Raw genomic sequence first — 19,809 nt, forward strand, 5'->3', positions numbered from 1 at the left:
GCGGCAGCGCAAGCTGGCGCCCTTTTTGCTGTAAGCTCGCGGCGAACCGTGCCGCAAGAGGAAGTTTGGTAGAACAATGAGCACCACCGGAATTGAACTGAAGTCGCGCCGCGGCGCATTGGCCGAGGCCGTCGAGCTGGTGTCGTCGATGCGCTTTGCCATCAGCCTGCTGGTGCTGGTGTCGATTGCCGCCATCATCGGCACCGTGGTGCGCCAGAGCGACATCATGCCGAACTACGTCAACCAGTTCGGTCCCTTCTGGTACGAGGTGTTCCGCAAGTTCGGCATCTATACCGTCTATACCAGCTGGTGGTTCCTCCTCATCCTGCTGGTCCTGATCGTCTCGACCACGCTCTGCGTCGTGCGCAATGCGCCGAAGATGATGCGCGACATGCGCAGCTGGCGCGAGAGCGTACGCGAAGACTCGCTGCGCAATTTTCACCACAAGAGCGAGTGGCACGCGGACCTGGCCCCGGCCGCGCTGGCGGCGCAGAGTGCGGCGCGCCTGCAGCATGCCGGCTATGCGGTGAAGATCATCGAGAAGGACACGGGCACGCTGGTGGCGGCGAAAAAAGGCGCCGGCAACAAGTTCGGCTACATCTTCGCGCACACGGCCATCATCGTCATCCTGCTGGGCGGCATGCTCGATTCCGAATTGCCCATCCGCTTGCAGCAATGGATATACGGCAAGACTCCGTACAGTGGTGGCGGCCTGATCGCCCAGATTCCCGAGCAGCACCGCCTGAGCGTGTCGAACCCGACCTACCGCGGCAATATCCTGCTGGCCGAAGGGCAGGTCGGCCGCATCGCCACGATCGCGCAGTCGGGCGGCTCGTTGCTGCAGGAACTGCCCTTCGAGATCGAACTGAAGAAATTCCACATCGATTTCTACTCGACCGGCATGCCGAAACTGTTCGCCAGCGACGTCATCGTGCACGACCGCGAAGCGAACACCACCTTCCCGGCGACGATCAAGGTCAACCAGCCGCTGATCTACAAGGGCGTGGCCGTCTACCAGTCGAGCTTCGAGGATGGTGGCAGCAAACTGAAGCTGACGGGCTTCCCGATGGCGGGCGCCGACGCGAAGGCTTTTACCATCGCCGGCGAAGTCAACGGCAGCACGGAACTGAAAGCGGGCGGCGCCACCTTCTCGGTCGAGTGGTCGGGCTTCCGCCCCTTCAATGTCGAGAACACCGCGGCCGGCAACGACGTGCGCGCGGTCGCGACCGGTAAATCCTTCAACGAGCAGTTCGCCGCGACGCTGGGCAAGGCCTCCGGTTCGGCAGCCAAGAACAGCGCCAACAAGGACCTGAAGAATGTGGGTCCGAGCGTGCAGTACAAGCTGCGCGACCAGACCGGGCAGGCGCGAGAATTCCTGAACTACATGCAGCCGGTGACGCTCGATGGCGTGCAGGTCTACCTGGCCGGCGTGCGATCCAGCCCGGCCGAGGAATTCCGCTTCCTGCGCATTCCCGCCGACGACGAATACAGCGTGCGCGAATGGATGCGCCTGCGCGCCGCCCTGCACGACCCCGCCCTGCGCGCGCAGGCGGCGCGCAGCTATGCCGCCCGTGCACTGGCGCCCGGCCAGGCCGCGGGCTTTGCCGGGCAGCTCGAGCAGTCGGCTGCGCGTACGCTGGGCATGTTCGCCGGCGAGGGCACGCCGGGCGGTTTCGTCGCCGTGGCCCAGTTCCTGGAAAAGATCCCGCAGGCCGAGCAGGAAAAGGCGACGGGCGTGGTCATGAAGATGCTGAACGGCGTGCTGTGGGAATTGTGGCAGGCTGCCCGCGCGCAAGCGGGGCTGGCGCCGATCGAACCGAGCGAACAGCATGGCCGCTTCCTGCAACTGGCGACCAATACCCTGTCGGACAGCTTCTTCTACGGCGCCCCGGTCTACCTGCAGCTCGACGAATTCAACGAAGTGAAAGCTTCGGTGCTGCAGGTGACGCGCTCGCCGGGCAAGAAAATCGTCTACCTCGGCTGCGCGCTGCTGATTGCCGGCATCTTCGCGATGTTTTACATCCGCGACCGCCGCATCTGGATCTGGGTACGGGGCGACGCGGGCAGGGCGCATGCGCTGTTCGCCATGAGCACCCAGCGCAAGACACTCGATTTCGAAAAAGAGTTCGCCGAACTGGCCACCACATTGCCGCAATCGGCGTAATCTGAACAAGTTGCACAAGATACAGGCACTGGAGACAACGATGGAAGCATCCCACCTGAAAACGCCCGTCACCTACACCCAAGCGCCGGGCTATTTCCGCCGCCTCACAGCCTTCGACTGGGTCTATGGCGCCGCGCTGCTGGCCGCCGCCCTGTTCGCATTGAACCGCTACGCCGGCTTCATGGACATCTACGAGCGCGCCATCCTGCTGCTGGCCGCGCCCACCTTTGCCGCGCTGGGCTGGCACTGGAAGCCGGTGCGCTGGCTGATTCCCCTGATCGCGCTGCTGTCGCTGTGGGCGATCGGGCTGTACGACGGCAACCTGGCAGCGGCCGACGGGCGCTTCTTCCTGAAATACATGCTGTCGAGCCAGTCCGCCATCCTGTGGATGAGCGCCTTGTTCGTGTTCTCGACCGTGTTCTACTGGATTGGGCTCCTGAGCCGTTCGCCCTCCGGTGCCGTGCTCGGTTCGCGCCTGTGCTGGGCTGCCGTGGTGCTGGGCTTTACCGGCATGATGGTGCGCTGGTTCGAGTCCTACCTGGTCGGTGCCGACGTCGGCCACATCCCGGTGTCCAATTTGTACGAGGTGTTCATCCTGTTCGCGATGATCACGGCCCTGTTCTACCTGTACTACGAAGACCGCTATGCCACCCGGCAACTGGGCGCCTTCGTCCTCTTGATCATCGCCGCGGCGGTGGGCTTCCTGCTCTGGTATACCGTCTCCCGCGACGCCGCGACGATCCAGCCGTTGGTGCCCGCCCTGCAGAGCTGGTGGATGAAGATCCACGTGCCGGCCAATTTCATCGGCTACGGCACCTTCGCGCTGGCCGCGATGGTCGGCACCGCCTACCTGCTGAAATCGCATGGCATCCTGGCCGACCGCTTACCAAGCCTCGAAGTGCTCGACGACGTCATGTACAAGGCCATTTCCGTCGGTTTCGCCTTCTTCACCGTCGCCACCGTGCTCGGCGCGCTGTGGGCGGCCGAGGCCTGGGGCGGCTACTGGTCGTGGGATCCGAAGGAAACCTGGGCGCTGATCGTCTGGCTGAACTACGCGGCCTGGCTGCACATGCGCCTGATGGCGGGCCTGCGCGGGCGGATGGCGGCCTGGTGGGCGGTGGTGGGTTTGCTGGTGACGACCTTTGCCTTCCTGGGCGTGAATATGTTTTTGTCGGGGTTGCATTCGTACGGGGAACTGTAAGCCGGCGAGGGTGTGCCATCGTTCGTTGAACGCGTGGGCGGGGGACCCGCCCACGCTACGAACATCCATCGTGGCAAAGCGATTTGACGAAATCGTGTACAGTCAGGATTCAATTGCCTGGAGTTAGCGATGCTCATCAAATCCTCCCGCGACGGCCTCAATCCGCCGTCGTCTTCCGAGATCACGCCGCGCGCCGTGTACGAAGAGCGGCGCCGCTTCATCGCGAAAATGGCGGCCGGCGCCGCCGTCGGCAGCGCGCTCTGGGAAATGGCCAACCGCGAAGCCTTCGCCCAGACGGCGCCTGGCCAGAAGCTCGCCGCCCGCGCCAACCCAAGCATGTCGACCACCGAGCCGCGCACCGCCTTCAAGGATGCGACGGGCTACAACAATTTCTATGAGTTCGGCCTCGACAAGAGCGACCCGGCCGAGAACGCCCACACCCTGAAAACGCGGCCCTGGACGGTGGCCATCGAAGGCGAAGTGAAAAAGCCGCTGCGCCTCGACATCGATAGCCTGACCAAGCTCGCGCCGCTGGAAGAGCGCGTCTACCGGCTGCGCTGCGTAGAGGGCTGGTCGATGGTGATTCCCTGGGTCGGCTATTCGCTGTCGAATTTGATCCGCCACGTGGAACCGAACGGCAACGCCAAATTCGTCGAATTCACGACCCTGGCCGACAGCCGCCAGATGCCGGGCCTGCGCTCCGGCGTGCTCGACTGGCCGTATGTGGAAGGCCTGCGCCTGGACGAAGCCATGCATCCGCTGGCGCTGCTCACCGTCGGCATGTACGGCCAGGTGCTGCCGAACCAGAACGGTGCGCCGGTGCGCGTGGTCCTGCCCTGGAAATACGGCTTCAAGTCCGCCAAGTCGATCGTACGCATCCGTTTTACACGCGAGCAGCCGAAGACGGCCTGGAACGTGTCGGCGCCCTCCGAATACGGTTTCTACTCGAACGTGAACCCGAAGGTGGACCACCCGCGCTGGTCGCAGGCCACCGAGCGCCGCATCGGCGAAGACGGCTTCTTCAAGAAGAAACGCGACACCCTGATGTTCAACGGCTATCCCGAGGTCGCCTCGCTGTACGCCGGCATGGACCTGAAAAAGTTCTTCTAACCGTGGCGTTCGCTCCAGCCCCGAAGCAGCTCTCGCTCATCAAGACGCTCCTCTTCGTCGCGGCGCTGCTGCCCTTCATTCGCATCGCCTGGCTCGTGTTCCGGCAGGTGCCGGTCGATCCGCTCGAATTCATCACCCACGAGACGGGCGACTGGGCCCTGTACCTGTTGACCATCACGCTGGCGGTGACGCCGTTGCGGCGCCTGACCGGCTGGAACTGGTTAATTAAACTGCGGCGCATGCTCGGCCTGTTCGCGTTTTTCTACGCGCTGCTGCATTTCATTGCTTTTTTCTGGTTCGATCATTTCTTCGACGTGGGCGCCATGCTGCGCGACGTCGGCAAGCGGCCCTTCATCCTGGTCGGTTTCACCGCCTTCGTGCTGCTGATTCCGCTGGCGGCCACGAGCACGAACGGCATGATCCGCCGGCTGGGCGGCAAGCGCTGGCAATGGCTGCACCGCCTGATCTACCTGGTCGCGCCGCTGGCGGTGCTGCATTACTGGTGGATGAAGGCGGCCAAGAACAACCTGGCGCAGCCGATGCTGTTCGCGGGGATCGTCGCGCTGCTGCTGGGACTGCGCGTGTTGTGGAGCCGCGGCAAGGCGCGCACGGGGGCGCGCGCCTGAGCTTCTAATCGACGTTGCAGGTGGTGTCGCTGTCCACGACAGGGATCAGCCGCAGGCGCTTGCCGGCAAAGGCGATGTCCGACAGGCGCGGCGGCACGGCGCGCGGCAACTCCCCGGCGGCCTGCGCATCGGGAATACATTCGCGCTCGTTGCCCGTGCTGCCGATGACGCGCCACTTGCCCGCTTCCTGTTCGCCGAACACCAGCGTGCGCTTCTCGGCGCTGCCGACCACCAGGATTTCCGCCTTGCCGTCGCCGCTCACGTCGAGCTGGTAGACCTCGCAAGGCTCGCCTGCCTTGCTCAGGCAGTTCGGCGGAAACGGATAGCCCGGCAGCGTCGTCCAGTCGGTATGCAGGAAACTGTCCGGCAGGCGCATGCCCTGCGGACGGGGATGCAGGTTCGCGGCGATCACATCGCCCACCGGCGCCAGCTCTTTTTTGTCCCAAGCGTGCTGCATCTTGCGCACGGCCGCGATCCGCTCGCGCACCCTGCTTCCCGGGTAGTTGCCGGCCCGCGCTTCGAGCTGGTCCAAAGCCGCGTTACCAAAACGCTTGCCGTCGAAGCGCAGGTAGGCAAAGTCGAATTTCTCGAGCGTGATCCGTCCCGCTTGCAGCCGCGCCATCTGGTCGTTCACCGACAGCCGCGCCGGGTCGAGCAGCGGCGAAAACAGCGCCAGCATCACGCCGAGCACGACGAAGGCAGTGGCGACGTTGACTGGCGCCAGCCCATTCAACCAGCCGCGGCGCAGGGGCCGCCGCGCCATAGCCGAGCGCGTAGCAGAGCGCCACCAGCGTGCAGGCGGCGGCGACGATGCGGTCGTGCGTCCAGCCGTAGTCGCCCACGCGCAGCGCCAGCGCGTAGACCGCAATGGCCACCACCGGCGCCAGCAGCAGGGCCGCCACGCGTGCGCTGAGGCGTACGGGACGCGCGACCGGGGCGCTGCCGTTCTGCCAGGCCGCATTGATCAGGACGACGAGGGCGGCCGCGGCGAGCAGCAGCACGGTGGCGGCCTGGCGCGTCGCCCACAGCGGCGCCAGTCCCGTGAACGGCAGGCTGAGCAGGAAGGCGCCGACGAATACCGTCAGCACCGGCAGGATCCACGAGGCCAGCATCAACAGCAGGCCGCGGATGCCCTGCACGATGGCAGGGCGCACGTCGGTCAGGTGGAGGGCGCAGGCATAGGCGAAGGACGTTACCGGAATCGAGAACCAGGGTTCCCGGATCAGTTCCGCGAAGAAGGTGAGCTTCACCAGCTTGAAGAGCTCGGCGCCGAGCTGTAGTGCCAGCCAGGTGATGCCGACGAAAAGGCCGCTGAAGGCCAGTTGCACGCCCAGCTTCCAGGCGATGTCGAAATAGGTGGCGTAGCTGGCGATGCGGCGGCGGTCGCGCGCGCCGGACAGCACCAGCGCATGCGCGATGAACAGGCCGACAACCAGCATCCCCCAGAGTGCCGGCGAGGGCATGGCCACGTGCGGATTGCGTTCGAAATCCAGCTGGCTGCCCCTGCGCCAGATATCGTACAGCGCCAGGCCGGCGACCGCGACGGCGGCGCCCGCGACCCACAGCAGCGCCTGGCGCCGCGTCAACTGGCCGAGGCCGCTCACCAGCAGCAGCGGACAAAACAGGGCCACCAGCAGCATCGGCGCGTACAGCAGGGGTTCGATGGCCGGCCAGACATCGTAGGCGCCTACCAGGTAGAGCAGGTAGAGCGCGATACCCTGGAGCAGGCCGATGCCCAGGCGCAGGAAGGCAATGCGTCGCGGAATGGGGGATTCCGTTGTCGGCAGGGTGCCTGAAGAAGCCGCTGGCTGCATGAACGATGCTCCGGGTTGTTGAACTGGAGCATCTTATCATTCTACCAAGCGTTGTCGACCGGTCTTTTCAGTATGGTCGAGTTGTATTTACCCTCTGAAACGTTTGGTCACTTTCCTTACCGGTTTGGTTCACCTGCCCGGTCCGATTCGCGGTGTAATGGCTTCACTGACGCAGTCCAGCGTACATCGAAAGGAACGACAAATGAAAACCAAACTGATCGCATCCGCACTGATCGCCTTGAGCATGGCTGCCAGCGGCAGCGCGTTTGCCCAGCGCGGTGACTATGGCAATGATCGTTACGACCACGACCGCAACGGCCGGACCGAGCAAAGGCATGACAACCGCTACGACCGCCATGACAACAGCTATAACCGTCACGATGACCGTTATGACCGCCATGACGGCCGCCGCGACAACGACGCGCGCCGCTATGATCGCGACGACTACCGTGGCGGTTCCCGCCATGACTTCCGCCGCGGCGAGCGCCTGAGCCAGGAATACCGCAGCGACCGCTACGTCGTCAGCGACTGGCGCGCCCGCCGCCTCAGCGCGCCGCCTTATGGCCACCATTGGGTCCGCGCCGGTAACGACTACGTGCTGGCCGCGATCGCCACCGGGATCATTGCCCAGGTCCTGCTGAACAATTAAGCGGGTTCGAAGAACAAAAAAGCCGCGTCCCTGAAGAAGGGCGCGGCTTTTTTTCGTCCAGACGGGAGGCGTCCTATTTCAGCGTCGTCTCGCGTGCGAACAGCTCCGCCGGATTTTCACGCTGGCGAATCACGTGGACCTGGTCGCCATCGACCATGATCTCGGCCGGACGGCCGCGCGTGTTGTAGTTCGATGCCATCGTCATGCCATAGGCACCGGCGCTCATCATCGCCAGCAGGTCGCCCGGCTGCACCGCCAGTTCGCGCTCGCGCGCCAGCCAGTCGCCCGACTCGCACACGGGGCCGACGATGTCATAGACGGCCGTTTCGCCCGCGCGTGCGGTGACCGGCTTCATGTCCATCCAGGCGCCATACAGGGTCGGGCGCATCATGTCGTTCATGGCGGCGTCGATGATGCAGAAGTTCTTTTCCACGCCCGGCTTGATGAATTCGACGCGGGTCAGCAGCACGCCGGTGTTGGCGACGATCGAACGGCCCGGCTCGAAGATGACCTTGATCGGGCGGCCTGCATGGCGTTCGGCGCGCCAGGCGTCGATGCGGGCGAACAGGCGCGCGAGATAGTCGCCCACCGGCACCGGCGGCTTGTCGCCAGCCGCGCCGTAGTCGACGCCGATGCCGCCGCCGATGTCGAGGTGGTGCAAGTGGATGCCTTCGCCATCGAGCGTATCGATCAGCTCGATCAGCTTGTCCAGCGCTTCGAGCAGGGGCGCATCGTCGAGCAGCTGCGAGCCGATGTGGCAGTCGATGCCGACCACGTCGAGGTGGGGCAGGCTGGCGGCTGTGCGGTAGGTGGCCAGCGCATCGTCGAAGGCCACGCCGAACTTGTTCGCCTTCAGGCCGGTGGCGATGTAGGGGTGGGTCTTGGCATCGACGTTCGGGTTCACGCGCAGCGACACGCGCGCGCGCTTGCCCATGCTGCCGGCCACTTCGTCGAGGCGGTGCAGTTCGGGAATCGATTCGACGTTGAAGCACAGGATGTCGTGTTCGAGGGCCAGCTGCATTTCGGGCACCGTCTTGCCGACGCCAGAGAAGATCACTTTCTGCGGGTCGCCGCCGACGGCCAGCACGCGCTGCAGTTCGCCGCCCGAGACGATGTCGAAGCCGGCGCCTGCGCGCGCCAGCAGGTCGAGGATCGCCAGGTTCGAATTCGCCTTCATCGCATAGCAGACCGGGCGTCGCGGCCGGCGCAGGCATCGGCGTAGGCCGCGAAGTTCCGCAGCAGCGCCGACTTCGCGTAGACATAGGTCGGCGTGCCGAACGCATCGGCAATGGCGGACAAGGGAGTGCGTTCGGCGTGCAGGACGCCGTCTTGGTACGAGAAATGCGACATGGATCTTATTGGGTCGAGGCGGGGACGGTTCGGCGTGACAGGCTTGGCGGGCGCCGGTGCCGGGGTCTGCGCCGCAGGCGGCGTCGGCGCACCGGCGCGGGCAGGCGGCTTCGGCATGTACAGCGGGCCGGTCTGGCCGCAGCCTGCGAGAACGAGGGCGAGCGCGGAGGCGAAGGAAAGCGCGATGGGTGACTTCACGATTAGAATCACGGTTTGATTAAGACCTTGGAGTGTAGCATGACCGATTCCGAATTTTTGGCGCTGGCCAAAGAGACGCTGGACCGTATCGAAACCTGTTTCGACAACCTGAACGACCAGGACGTCGTCGACGTCGAGTGCAAGCGCAACGGCAACGTGCTGGAGATCGAGTTCATCGACAACGGAACCAAGATCATCGTCAACAGCCAGGCGCCGCTGCAGGAAATGTGGATGGCGGCCCGCGCCGGCGGCTACCACTACAAGCGCGTCGGCGACGAGTGGCGCAACACGCGCGACAACACCGAGTTTTTTACGGCGCTGTCGGAAGTGGCCACGCAGCAGGGCGGGGCGCCGGTGAAGCTGGGGTAAACACCGCTGCCCGGAGACGAACCGGGTACGGTGCGCGTGCGGTAGGGTAGAAACGTAGGGTGGGCACTCCGTGCCCACGCGGTACCCGGCATGTCGAGACCTTGGACGAAGCGCGCTTCCTGGGCGCAGCGGTACCTTCCGAAAATATTTCGTGCCACTTGCGAACGCCATCCCGCGTGGGCTCAAGAGCCCACCCTACGGTGGCGTCAACCATGAAAGGATATTTCAACTAGGTGCCGCCAGTGAAATATCCTTTCACCCCACCCTTTAGAACAACTCATTCCTCACCGCGTCCTGCGCCTTCTGCTGCGCCGGCGGCGGCGTCGTGCCGACGTCGAGCGAGGTCACCCCGGTGCCTGGCGGGTTCTCGGTGTAGTAGTACTCGCCATTGGCCAGGATCAGCCCCGGCGGCGCCGGGCGTTCCTCGACCGGCATGCCCTTGAGCACGGTCTGCATGTAGCCGATCCAGATCGGCAGTGCCAGGCCGCCGCCGGTTTCCTTGTTGCCCAGGTTCTTGGGCTGGTCGTAGCCCATCCAGGCAATGCCCACCACCTTCGGCTGGTAGCCGGCGAACCAGGCGTCGATCGAGTCGTTGGTGGTGCCGGTCTTGCCGGCGATGTCAGGACGCTTGAGCACCTGCGAGGCCTTGGCCGCGGTGCCGTAGCGCGCCACGTCCTTGAGCATGCTGTCCATCAGCCAGGCGTTGCGTGCATCGATGACGCGGTTGGCGTCGACGCCGGCGCGTTCGGGCCGCGCTTCCGACAGCACCTTGCCCGAGCTGTCCGTCACCTTCGAGATCAGGTAGGGGCTGATGCGGTAGCCGCCGTTGGCGAATACGGCGTAGGCCCCCGCCATCTGCAGCGGCGTGGTCGCGCCCGCGCCCAGGGCCAGGGTGAGGTAGGGCGGGTTCTTCTCAGCGTCGAAGCCGAAGCGCGTCGCGTATTCCTGGCCGTAGCGCGCGCCGATGCGGTTCAGGATGCGGATCGAGACCATGTTTTTGGATTTGGTCAGGCCGCGGCGCATCGTCATCGGGCCTTCGTATTTCGCGTCGTAGTTCTTCGGTTCCCAGGCCTGGCCCCCGGTCTGGCCGGCGTCGAAGGAGATCGGCGCGTCGTTGACCAGGGTCGAGGGCGACAGGCCGCGCTCGAGCGAAGCGGAATAAATGAAGGGCTTGAACGAGGAACCCGGCTGGCGCCAGGCCTGGGTCACGTGGTTGAATTTATTCCGGTTGTAGTCGAAGCCGCCGACCAGCGCGCGGATCGCGCCATCCTCGGTATTGGCCGACACGAAGGCCGATTCCACTTCCGGCATCTGCGTGATCTTCCAGGCGGCGCCGCCTTCCTGGGTGACGCGGATCAGGGCGCCGCGGCGGATGCGGCGGTTCGGCGCCGCCTTGCTCGACAACCAGTTTGATGCGAACGACAGGCCCGGGCCGCTGATCTTGATCTCTTCGCCCGAGGCCAGCACCGCCGTCACGGCGGTCGGCGAGGCCGACAGCACGACGGCGGCCACGATGTCGTCGCTGTCGGGCTTTTCGGCCAGTTCCGCTTCGATGGCCTCGTCGGCTTCGGTCTTGTCCTTCGGGATGTCGATATACGACTCCGGGCCGCGGTAGGGGTGGCGCCGCTCGTAGTCCATCACGCCGCGGCGCACCGCGAGGTAGGCCGCGTCCTGGTCCGCCTTGGTGATCGTGGTGAACACGTTCAGGCCGCGCGTGTAGGTGTCTTCCTTGAACTGTTCATACACCAGCTGGCGCGCCATCTCGGCCACGTATTCCGCGTGCACGCCAAAGGCGGTGCTGTCGGACTTGATCTTCAGTTCCTCGTTCTTCGCGGTCTCGAACTGCGCGTCGGTGATGTAGCCGAGCGAATGCATGCGCTGCAGGATGTACTGCTGGCGGGTGCGGGCGCGCGTCGGGTTGACCACCGGGTTGTAGGCCGACGGCGCTTTCGGCAGGCCGGCCAGCATGGCCGCTTCGGCCACCGTGATGTCTCGTAAATCCTTGCCGAAATAGATCTGGGCGGCCGACTGGAAGCCGAAGGCGCGCTGGCCCAGGTAGATCTGGTTCATGTAGACCTCGAGGATCTGGTCCTTGCTCAGGTTCTTCTCGATCTTCCAGGCCAGCAGCGCCTCATACGCCTTGCGTTTCAGGGTCTGTTCGGACGAGAGGAAGAAGTTGCGCGCCACCTGCTGGGTGATGGTGGAAGCGCCCTGGCGCGAGCCGCCAGTGGCGTTGTGCAGGGCCGCGCGCAGCACGCCCCAGTAATCGACGCCGCCGTGCTGGTAGAAGCGGTCGTCCTCGATCGACAGCACCGCTTTCTTCATGACGTCGGGGATGTCCTTGAAGCGCACCAGGGTCCTGCGTTCCTCGCCGAACTCGCCGATGAGGACGTTATCGGCCGTGAAGATCCGCAGCGGCATCTTGGGGCGGTAGTCGGTGATGGTGTCGAGCGCCGGCAGGTTCGGGTAGGCCATCGCCAGTGCGAACACGACCAGCAGCACGCCGACCAGGGCCAGGCCGGCCAGCGCGGCCAGCGCCATCAGGATGAGCCGTTTCGGGCTGTATTTGTTCGGGGCCGGAGAATTCGATGATTGGGAAGATTTCATGCTGGGGTTCACAGTGTTGAGCCGCCTCATTATAAGGCACGCCTTGGAGCGCCTGACAAAACCGTCATCGCTGCGTTGCAGCTCCTTGCCGTACAGTCGTACTGTCTTCGTCGCTGCGCCTTGCGCTGACAGTTTTGTCAGGCGCTCTTCCGCCGCGGCGCGGACTCATCCGTGCGCATTTTGTGGTGCGGATGACAACGGGTATGTACAAGCGCATATCAGAATGTCGTATGGGCGCCGGATTGTAATGTTCCAAGATAGAAATATCTTGTCGCGGCGCATTATTGTCGATAGCATTTAAAGCGGTGCCTCATATATGTGCACTAAGTAAGCGCTTTTTAAAAGACATTCCCCCACGCGGGCGTTGAAAAAAATAAGTCTGCCAGGGGCAGACAGCAGCTGAGGAGTACGCTCGTGATCAATCTAGCTTCCTTGTTCGGGAAGTCGAGTCCGCCGCTGGCGGGCCTCGACATCAGCACGTCGGGCCTGCGCCTGGTCGAGCTGGCGGACGCCGGCAAGGGTGTGCTGCGCGTCGAGCGCCATGCGTTCGAGGCGCTGCCGCGCGGCGCTGTCGTCGACGGCAACATCGAAAATTTCGACCAGGTGGCCGAGGCCGTGCGCCGCATCTGGAAGAAAAGCGGCACCCGTGCCCGTAACGTCGCGCTGGGCATGCCGCCCGCTGCCGTCATTACCAAGAAAATCATCCTGCCCGCCGGCATGGCCGAAGACCAGCTGGAGATCCAGGTCGAGTCCGAAGCCAGCCAGTACATTCCATTCGCCCTGGACGAGGTGAGCCTGGACTTCGACGTCGTCGGACCGGCCCCGAATTCGCCCGAGGACATGGAAGTGATGCTGGCCGCCGCGCGCCGCGAAAAGGTCGAGGACCGCGTCGCGATCGCCGAGGCCGCCGGCCTGACGGCCACCGTGATGGACATCGAATCCTACGCCGCGCGTGCCGCCCTCGAGCGCGCGACGCCGGGCGGCAAGGAAAAGATCGTCGCCCTGTTCCAGATCGGCGCGACCATGACCCATGTGTCGATGCTGCAGGATGGCGACACCGTCTACGAAAAAGAGCAGCCTTTCGGCGGCAATACGCTGACCCAGGACATCGTCCGTTCGTACGGCATGAGCTACGAGGACGCCGAGGCGCGCAAGAAGTCGGGCGACCTGCCGGAAAACTTCCATGCCGACCTGCTCACGCCTTTCCTGGAGACGGCCGCGCTGGAAGTGACGCGCGCGATCCAGTTCTTCTTCACGTCGACTCCCTACACGCGCATCGACCAGATCTGGCTCGCCGGCGGCAGCGCCCAGTTGCCCGGCCTCGTCGAACTGATCAGCGGACGCACGCGCATCCCGACTGCCATCGTGACGCCGTTCGAAGGCATGCTGCTGGCACCCGGACTGCGCGAGCAACAGCTGCGCAGCGAGGGGCCTGCCTATCTGGTCGCCTGCGGGCTGGCCCTGCGGAGGTTTGGCTGATGATCCGGATTAACCTGCTCCCGCACCGGGAAGCGAAACGCAAACAGAAGCAGGCGGCCTTCGTCGCCATGCTGGTACTCGGCGGCCTGCTCGGCGCCGCGGTGGTCCTGCTGGTCGGCGGCTGGAATGCCGGCCGCATCGCCATCCAGGAACAGCGCAATGCCGTGCTGCGCCAGGAAAACGCTGCCCTCGACAAGAAGATCAAGGACATCGCCAACCTGAAGGAAGAGATCGAGGCCCTCAAGGCCCGCCAGCAGGCGGTCGAGGACCTGCAGGGCGACCGCAACCAGCCGGTCTACCTGTTCGACGAACTGGTGCGCCAGACGCCGGAAGGCGTGTACCTGAAGGAATTCACCCAGGATGGCCAGCGCGTGGCGATCACCGGCTATGCCCAGTCGCAGGAACGCGTGGCCGAACTGCTGCGCAACCTGTCGGGCAATTCGCCCTGGCTCGAGCGTCCCGAACTGAACGAGGTGAAGGCGGCCACGCTGACCCAGAACAAGATCGCCCGCAAGGCCGTCGAGTTCAAGCTGGCGGTGGCCGTCAAGCGCGCCCGCGAGGCCGAGGACGCGGAAAGCCCGCCGGGTAGCAAGAAATCCGGCGCCGCCACGGAAGGAAGCAAACCATGAACATCGACCTGAACCAGGCTTTTGCCGACCTGTCGGCGCAATTCCGGGCCTGCAGGGGCGCCAGCCCGGCCAGTGGCCGCTGGCGCCGCGCCTGCTGTGCGCCGCCGGCGTGCTGGCAGGGGCGGTCGTGGTTGGCTACTTCGCGTACTGGAGCGGCCAGTTCGAGGACCAGGAAAGGCTGGCCACCCAGGAAGCGACCCTGCGCGAGGAATACCGCAGCAAGATCACCCAGGCCGTCAACCTCGAAGCCCTGCAAGCCCAGAAGCTGCAGGTCGACCAGTCGGTCGAGCGCCTCGAGAAGCAGTTGCCGAGCAAGGCCGAGATGGCCGCGCTGCTGTCGGACATCAACCAGGCCGGCGTCGGCCGCGGCCTGCAGTTCGAACTGTTCCGCCCCGACCAGGTCGTCGTGCGCGATTACTACGCCGAGCTGCCGATCGCGATCAAGCTCACCGGCAGCTACCACGACCTCGGTGCCTTCGCCGCCGACATGGCCCACCTGCCGCGCATCGTCACCCTCAACAACATGAAGGTGAAGACCGAGAAGGACATCCTGACCCTGGAAGCGACCGCCAAGACCTTCCGCTACCTCGACGCCGAGGAACTGGCTTCGCAGAAGGCCGCGCGCCTGAAGGCGAAGAAGGACAAGAAGGACAAGAAGGGCACGAAAGACGCGGGGAGCGCCTCATGAAGAAGATGAACGGAGCGCTGCTGGCGCTGTCCGGCCTGCTGCTGGCCGGGTGCGGCGACAGCGACGTGCGCGAAGTGCGCAGCTGGATGGAAGAAACCAAGGCGCAGACCAAGCCGGCCGTCAAGCCGCTGCCGGCGTCGAAGGAATTTGTTCCCTACGCCTACAACCAGGCCGGGACGGTCGACCCCTTCAATCCCGCCAAGCTGGCCGGGCCGGGCGGAGTCGGCCAGGAAAAGCACGATCCGCTGCAGCCGGACCTGAACCGGCCGCGCGAAGTGCTGGAGAACTACCCGCTCGACACCATGCGCATGGTCGGCATGATGGAGAAGGGCGGGGTTTCATTTGCCCTGGTGCAGATCGAGCGCAGCGTGTATCGCGTACGCGCCGGCCAGCGCCTGGGCCAGAACTTCGGCCAGGTCACCCGCGTGACGCCGGTGGCGGTCGAGATCAGGGAAATGGTACAGGACGCCGCCGGCGATTGGGTCGAACGGATATCGAAGCTGGAGCTGCAGGAAAGTAAGGAGTCGGGTAAATGACCGTATTTGGAATCAAAGGCGCGCGCCTTGTGCTGCTGCCGCTGCTGCTGGCGCTGGGCGCCGGTGCGCGTGCGCAGGAAAACGCGATCGAGGCGATCACGGCCAACCAGCAGGGTAGCAACGTGGTGGTCAACATCGCCATGAAGAATCCACCAGCGAAGCTGCCGCTCGGCTTTGCGATCACCAACCCGGCGCGCATCGCGCTCGATTTCGGCGCCACCAGCAATGCCACCGGCTCCAGCTCGAAGGAGATCAACCTCGGCGAAGTGCGCGGCGTGAACGTGGTGCAGGCCGGTGAACGCACGCGCCTGGTGATGAACCTGAAGCGTCCGACGGGCTACAAGACCGCCATCGAGGGCAAGTCGGTCGTCGTGACGGTCGAGGGCGCCAGCGGTGGACCGGCCGTGCCGGCGCAGGCCGTCGCAAGCAACCGCGCCGCGGTCGGACTGCCGTCATCCAACCTGCGCAACCTCGACTTCCGCCGCGGCGGCCAGGGCGAAGGCCGTGTCGTCGTCGACCTGCCGCACAACCAGGTCGCGGTCGACGTGCGCCAGCTCGGCAACCGGGTCCAGGTCGACTTCATGAATACCGGCCTGCCGGAAACGCTGCGCCGCCGCCTCGACGTGACCGACTTCGGCACGCCGGTGACCCGCGTGACGACCAGCAGCCAGGGCGCCAACACGCGCATGATCATCGAAGCGCAAGGCCTGTGGGAACAGTCGGTCTACCAGAGCGATACCCAGCTGGTGGTGGCCGTGCGTCCGGTCAAGGAAGACCCGAACAAGCTGTCCACGGGCCCGCAGGGCTACCGCGGCGAGAAGATCAGCTTCGACTTCCAGAACATTGAAGTGCGCGCCGCGCTGCAGGCGGTGGCCGACATCTCGGGCCTGAACATCATCGCCAGCGATTCCGTCGCCGGCAACCTGACCCTGCGCCTGAAGGACGTGCCCTGGGACCAGGCGCTCGACGTCATCCTGCAGTCGAAGGGCCTGGACATGCGCAAGAACGGCACCGTGCTGTGGATCGCGCCGAAGGACGAACTGCTGACCAAGGAAAAGCTGGAACTGGAGCAGCGCGCGCAGATCTCCGACCTCGAGCCGCTGAAAACCGAAATCTTCCAGCTGAACTACCAGAAGGCGGAAGCCTTCCGTACCGTGTTCGGCCTGGATGCGAATGGCGGCGCCACCGGCAGTGACCGCAACCGCGTGCTGTCCAAGCGCGGCAGCGCCATCATCGATCCGCGCACCAACCAGCTGTTCGTGACCGACATCGTCTCGAAGATCGAGGACATCCGCCTGCTGATCCAGAAGACCGACGTCGCCTCCAGGCAGGTGCTGATCGAAGCGCGCCTGGTCGAAGCGAACGACGGCTTCTCGCGTAACCTGGGCGCCAAGATCGGCTTCAACGACATGCGCGCCCTGCGCGGCGGCGACCAGGGCTTCGGCATCGGCGGCAACAACCGCGTCGCGATCGGCGGCAACCTGGTCGGCATTGGCCAGGACACGCTGCAGACCCCGGACAAGGGCGACGCCTACACCAATACCACGATGGTGAACCTGCCCGCCGCGGCGATCAACGGCCTGTCGCCGACGAGCATCGCGTTCTCGCTGTTCTCCTCGGCCGACAACCGCTTCCTGAACCTGGAACTGTCGGCGCTGGAAGCCGACGGCAAGGGCAAGATCATCTCCAGCCCGCGCGTGATCACCGAAGACAAGATGGTGGCCGTGATCGAGCAGGGTATCGAACTGCCGTACCAGGTGGCCTCCTCGAGCGGCGCGACCTCGATCCAGTTCAAGAAAGCCAACCTGCGCCTGGAAGTGACGCCGCAGATCACCCCGGACGGCAACGTCGTGCTGGAAGTGGACGTCAACAAGGACTCGAAGGGTGAAGAAACGCGCGCCGGCCCGGCGATCAACACCCAGCACGTGAAGACGAAGGTGATGGTCGAAAACGGCGGCACCGTGGTGCTCGGCGGTATCTACCAGCAGGCCGAGCGCAACAGCGAATCGAAGGTGCCGCTGCTGGGCGACATCCCGGTGGTGGGCTACCTCTTCAAGACCCAGGCGCGCGAAAACACGAAGACCGAGCTGCTCATCTTCATCACGCCGAAGATCGCTGCCGACCGCGCGACGACGAGCCGCTGAGCGGTCACGCCAGCGAGGCTCCTCCAGACCAGACCATGCCGGCGCGTCCTGTCGACGTGCCGGCATTTTTTTAGCCGACAAAGAATAGGAACAACCATGTTGCAGTCATCCACCCGCATCTCTTCCGCCTCACGCGTGGCGGTCCTGACCCTGATCGCCGCCGCAGTGCTGAGCGCCTGCGGCGGCGGCGGTGGCGATCCTGGCGCCGTGCCGCCGAAGTCGGGCGTCACCCCCGACCAATCCCGGCACGGGCACGGGCACCACCCCACCACGCCTGTCGTCAGCGAGACCAAGGTCGCGGTGACGATGGTCGACGGTTCCGGCAATCCCATCAGCAGCCTGGCCGGTGGCCAGAGCGCCACCCTGCGTGCGACCGTCGTGTCGCCGAGCGGCCAGCCTGCGGCCAATACCATCGTCGAATTCGCCACGGCTTCGTCCAACATGGTGGTCTTCACCCCTGGAACCGGCTCGGCCCTGACCGACTCGAAGGGCGTGGCCACGGTCAGCGTGAAGCCTGCCAGCTACAACACAGCGGGCGCGGTCGGCATCAGCGCCACCGCGGTCGTGGAAGGCAAGACCGGTACCAACGGCGTGAACATCGCCATCGGCGCGGCGCCGCTGACGCTGGGCACGATGTCCTTCTCGCCGGCGCCGACCGGCCCGCTGCCGGCTTTTTAACGCCGTGGCGCTGAAGATTCCCGTCACCAGCAATGGCCAGCCTGCCGATACCGCGGCGGGCCTGGTCCTGAACTCGCAATGCGTGACCGACGGCACCGCCACCCTGGTACAGGGCGCGATCAGCGACGGCGTGCAGCTGGCGACCTACACCAACAACGGCTGCGTGCGCGGCCGCGATACCATTACCGCCACGATGGGCAGCTCGAGCCAGACCATCGGCATCGATGTCGGTGCCGCCAACATCGGCGCCATCCAGTTCTCGGGTTCCAGCCTGGCCGGCACCTCGATCGTGCTCAAGGGCTCGGGCGGCGAAGGCCGCTCGGAATCGGCCCAGCTGAACTTCCGCGTGGTCGACCAGCAGGGCAATGGCCTGGCCGGCGTCGACGTCGACTTCAGCGCCACCACGAATACCGGCGGCCTGACGGTCACCCCGCTGCGCGCCACCACCGACGCAACCGGCAACGTCACCGCCACCGTTTCGTCGGGCACCATTCCGACGCCGGTGCGCGTGATCGCCAGCGCCCGCCGCAACGGCGTGAACATCACCGGCCTGTCGGACGCGCTGACCGTGTCGACCGGCCTGCCGATCCAGAAATCGCTGTCGATGAGTGTGGCCCGCTACAACATCGAAGGCGACAGCTACGACAACGAAAGGACCTCGGTCACCGTCATGCTGGCCGACCAGTATGGCAACCCGGTCTCCGACAACACCGCCGTCAACTTCGTGACCGAAGGCGGCGCCGTCGGCAGCTCGGCGCGCGGCGCCTGCACCACGGTCGACGGCGCCTGCTCGGTCGACCTGCGCAGCCAGAACTTCCGCCCGGCCAACGGCCGCGTCACCGTGCTGGCCTACGTCCAGGGCGTGGAGACTTTCACCGACACCAACGGCGACGGCCAGTACAGCTGCACCAACTGGACCGCGGGCGACGCCAGCAACCCGGTTGCCTACCGTCCGCTGGTGGACACCTGTCTCTCCGGCGGCGAGCCCTTCGTCGACCAGGGCGACGCCTTCCTCGACACCAACTTCGATCGCAGCTACGACGGCAGCGCCGGCGACCTGCCGTTCCCCTTTGGCCATCCGAGCTATTCGGCTACCGGTAACGGCAAGTGGGGCATGAACTACATCTACGGTACGGCGGAAGTGGTGTTCAGCGGTTCCTACGCCGATGCGACGCGCCAGGTCTGCTCGGGCAACAGCTGCCGTGACTGGACCCTCAGCGATGGCAACAATCCATCGGCGATCACTCTGCCAGGCACCGCCGGCACCTGCGGCGATGGACTGCTCGCCGTGCGCCTGGCCGACAGGAACAACAACCCGATGCCGTACGGGACGACCTTGTCGGCCATCCCGGGCAGCAACGTCACCGTGTCGCTGATTTCGCCGGACAATGTTGCCTCGACTAATGGGGCCGGCGGTACCTATCACTTCCTGTCCATCAAGCCGAACAAAGCCGACGCCGCCTGCGCCGCCGGCTCGTTTACGCTCCAGGTCAAGACGCCAAAGGGTAATATTAGCCAGTTCCCGTACACGACTAACTAATGTGAAATCCGAAAATGTGTTTCTTGT

General features: G+C 65.0%; 16 protein-coding genes and 2 pseudogenes. 13 read left to right on the forward strand and 5 right to left on the reverse strand.

The window, feature by feature from the left end:
- Positions 1–76 precede the first annotated feature (76 nt).
- From G4G31_RS06275 to G4G31_RS06290, 4 genes are all read left to right on the forward strand, one after another.
- The gene (locus tag G4G31_RS06275) at positions 77–2,164 is read left to right on the forward strand and encodes a cytochrome c biogenesis protein ResB (RefSeq protein ID WP_182990726.1); all 2,088 of its coding nucleotides are present in this window, start codon (positions 77–79) and stop codon (positions 2,162–2,164) included.
- Positions 2,165–2,204: 40 nt separating this feature from the next.
- The gene (ccsB, locus tag G4G31_RS06280) at positions 2,205–3,365 is read left to right on the forward strand and encodes a c-type cytochrome biogenesis protein CcsB (RefSeq protein ID WP_182990727.1); all 1,161 of its coding nucleotides are present in this window, start codon (positions 2,205–2,207) and stop codon (positions 3,363–3,365) included.
- Positions 3,366–3,494: 129 nt separating this feature from the next.
- Positions 3,495–4,475 (forward strand): protein-methionine-sulfoxide reductase catalytic subunit MsrP, encoded by a 981-nt coding sequence (gene msrP, locus G4G31_RS06285; protein WP_182990728.1) that lies wholly within the window; start codon positions 3,495–3,497, stop codon positions 4,473–4,475.
- 2 nt (positions 4,476–4,477) lie between these two features.
- On the forward strand, positions 4,478–5,101 hold the full coding sequence (locus G4G31_RS06290; RefSeq protein ID WP_182990729.1) for a sulfite oxidase heme-binding subunit YedZ: 624 nt from the start codon (positions 4,478–4,480) through the stop codon (positions 5,099–5,101).
- 4 nt (positions 5,102–5,105) lie between these two features.
- Here G4G31_RS06290 and G4G31_RS06295 read toward each other — a convergent pair whose 3' ends face one another.
- Both G4G31_RS06295 and G4G31_RS06300 read right to left on the reverse strand, forming a co-directional pair.
- The gene (locus tag G4G31_RS06295) at positions 5,106–5,735 is read right to left on the reverse strand and encodes a hypothetical protein (RefSeq protein WP_182990730.1); all 630 of its coding nucleotides are present in this window, start codon (positions 5,733–5,735) and stop codon (positions 5,106–5,108) included.
- Positions 5,641–6,915 carry a DUF4153 domain-containing protein gene (locus tag G4G31_RS06300; RefSeq protein WP_182990731.1) on the reverse strand — a complete coding sequence of 425 codons (1,275 nt, stop codon included), beginning with the start codon at positions 6,913–6,915 and terminating at the stop codon, positions 5,641–5,643. The genes G4G31_RS06295 and G4G31_RS06300 overlap by 95 nt, the downstream gene beginning before the upstream one ends.
- 202 nt (positions 6,916–7,117) lie before the next feature.
- Here G4G31_RS06300 and G4G31_RS06305 point away from each other — a divergent pair, with 202 nt between their 5' ends.
- A complete protein-coding gene (locus tag G4G31_RS06305) occupies positions 7,118–7,564 on the forward strand; it encodes an RcnB family protein (RefSeq protein WP_182990732.1) in 447 nt (148 codons plus the stop codon).
- 73 nt (positions 7,565–7,637) lie between these two features.
- On the opposite strand, the pseudogene lysA reads toward G4G31_RS06305, so the two are convergent.
- Both lysA and G4G31_RS28900 read right to left on the reverse strand, forming a co-directional pair.
- Positions 7,638–8,914: pseudogene (gene lysA / locus G4G31_RS06310) on the reverse strand (diaminopimelate decarboxylase).
- A gap of 138 nt (positions 8,915–9,052) precedes the next feature.
- A pseudogene (locus G4G31_RS28900) lies at positions 9,053–9,124 on the reverse strand (hypothetical protein); the annotation flags it as partial.
- 27 nt (positions 9,125–9,151) lie between these two features.
- Between G4G31_RS28900 and cyaY the strand changes: the two are divergent.
- Complete coding sequence (cyaY, locus tag G4G31_RS06320; protein WP_182990733.1) at positions 9,152–9,481, forward strand: iron donor protein CyaY; 330 nt, start codon at positions 9,152–9,154, stop codon at positions 9,479–9,481.
- Positions 9,482–9,748: 267 nt separating this feature from the next.
- Here the strand turns inward: cyaY and G4G31_RS06325 are convergent, their stop codons facing one another.
- The gene (locus tag G4G31_RS06325) at positions 9,749–12,088 is read right to left on the reverse strand and encodes a penicillin-binding protein 1A (RefSeq protein ID WP_182990734.1); all 2,340 of its coding nucleotides are present in this window, start codon (positions 12,086–12,088) and stop codon (positions 9,749–9,751) included.
- A gap of 414 nt (positions 12,089–12,502) precedes the next feature.
- Here G4G31_RS06325 and G4G31_RS06330 point away from each other — a divergent pair, with 414 nt between their 5' ends.
- From G4G31_RS06330 to G4G31_RS06360, 7 genes are all read left to right on the forward strand, one after another.
- On the forward strand, positions 12,503–13,567 hold the full coding sequence (locus tag G4G31_RS06330; RefSeq protein WP_182990735.1) for a pilus assembly protein PilM: 1,065 nt from the start codon (positions 12,503–12,505) through the stop codon (positions 13,565–13,567).
- Entirely contained in the window at positions 13,567–14,196 is a 630-nt protein-coding gene (locus tag G4G31_RS06335; RefSeq protein WP_182990736.1) for a PilN domain-containing protein, read from the forward strand. The genes G4G31_RS06330 and G4G31_RS06335 overlap by 1 nt, the downstream gene beginning before the upstream one ends.
- Positions 14,197–14,323: 127 nt before the next feature.
- The gene (locus tag G4G31_RS06340) at positions 14,324–14,884 is read left to right on the forward strand and encodes a type 4a pilus biogenesis protein PilO (protein ID WP_374011276.1); all 561 of its coding nucleotides are present in this window, start codon (positions 14,324–14,326) and stop codon (positions 14,882–14,884) included.
- Positions 14,881–15,420 carry a pilus assembly protein PilP gene (locus tag G4G31_RS06345; RefSeq protein ID WP_182990737.1) on the forward strand — a complete coding sequence of 180 codons (540 nt, stop codon included), beginning with the start codon at positions 14,881–14,883 and terminating at the stop codon, positions 15,418–15,420. The genes G4G31_RS06340 and G4G31_RS06345 overlap by 4 nt, the downstream gene beginning before the upstream one ends.
- Positions 15,417–17,564 carry a type IV pilus secretin PilQ gene (gene pilQ, locus G4G31_RS06350; protein ID WP_182990738.1) on the forward strand — a complete coding sequence of 716 codons (2,148 nt, stop codon included), beginning with the start codon at positions 15,417–15,419 and terminating at the stop codon, positions 17,562–17,564. The genes G4G31_RS06345 and pilQ overlap by 4 nt, the downstream gene beginning before the upstream one ends.
- A 96-nt stretch (positions 17,565–17,660) precedes the next feature.
- Positions 17,661–18,242: a hypothetical protein gene (locus tag G4G31_RS06355; protein WP_182990739.1), complete on the forward strand. Its 582-nt coding sequence runs from the start codon at positions 17,661–17,663 to the stop codon at positions 18,240–18,242.
- 4 nt (positions 18,243–18,246) lie between these two features.
- Positions 18,247–19,782 carry an Ig-like domain-containing protein gene (locus tag G4G31_RS06360; protein WP_182990740.1) on the forward strand — a complete coding sequence of 512 codons (1,536 nt, stop codon included), beginning with the start codon at positions 18,247–18,249 and terminating at the stop codon, positions 19,780–19,782.
- Positions 19,783–19,809 lie beyond the last annotated feature (27 nt).

The organism is Massilia sp. Se16.2.3 (genome assembly GCF_014171595.1).
GTDB lineage: Bacteria > Pseudomonadota > Gammaproteobacteria > Burkholderiales > Burkholderiaceae_D > Telluria.

Coding starts and splice junctions, on each gene's coding strand:
- G4G31_RS06300 (WP_182990731.1), bottom strand. CDS start 6,915: ATGCAGCCAGCGGCTTCTTCAGGCACCCTGCCGACAACGGAATCCCCC.
- G4G31_RS06275 (WP_182990726.1), top strand. CDS start 77: ATGAGCACCACCGGAATTGAACTGAAGTCGCGCCGCGGCGCATTGGCC.
- G4G31_RS06355 (WP_182990739.1), top strand. CDS start 17,661: ATGTTGCAGTCATCCACCCGCATCTCTTCCGCCTCACGCGTGGCGGTC.
- G4G31_RS06335 (WP_182990736.1), top strand. CDS start 13,567: ATGATCCGGATTAACCTGCTCCCGCACCGGGAAGCGAAACGCAAACAG.
- G4G31_RS06305 (WP_182990732.1), top strand. CDS start 7,118: ATGAAAACCAAACTGATCGCATCCGCACTGATCGCCTTGAGCATGGCT.
- pilQ (WP_182990738.1), top strand. CDS start 15,417: ATGACCGTATTTGGAATCAAAGGCGCGCGCCTTGTGCTGCTGCCGCTG.
- ccsB (WP_182990727.1), top strand. CDS start 2,205: ATGGAAGCATCCCACCTGAAAACGCCCGTCACCTACACCCAAGCGCCG.
- G4G31_RS06345 (WP_182990737.1), top strand. CDS start 14,881: ATGAAGAAGATGAACGGAGCGCTGCTGGCGCTGTCCGGCCTGCTGCTG.
- cyaY (WP_182990733.1), top strand. CDS start 9,152: ATGACCGATTCCGAATTTTTGGCGCTGGCCAAAGAGACGCTGGACCGT.
- msrP (WP_182990728.1), top strand. CDS start 3,495: ATGCTCATCAAATCCTCCCGCGACGGCCTCAATCCGCCGTCGTCTTCC.
- G4G31_RS06325 (WP_182990734.1), bottom strand. CDS start 12,088: ATGAAATCTTCCCAATCATCGAATTCTCCGGCCCCGAACAAATACAGC.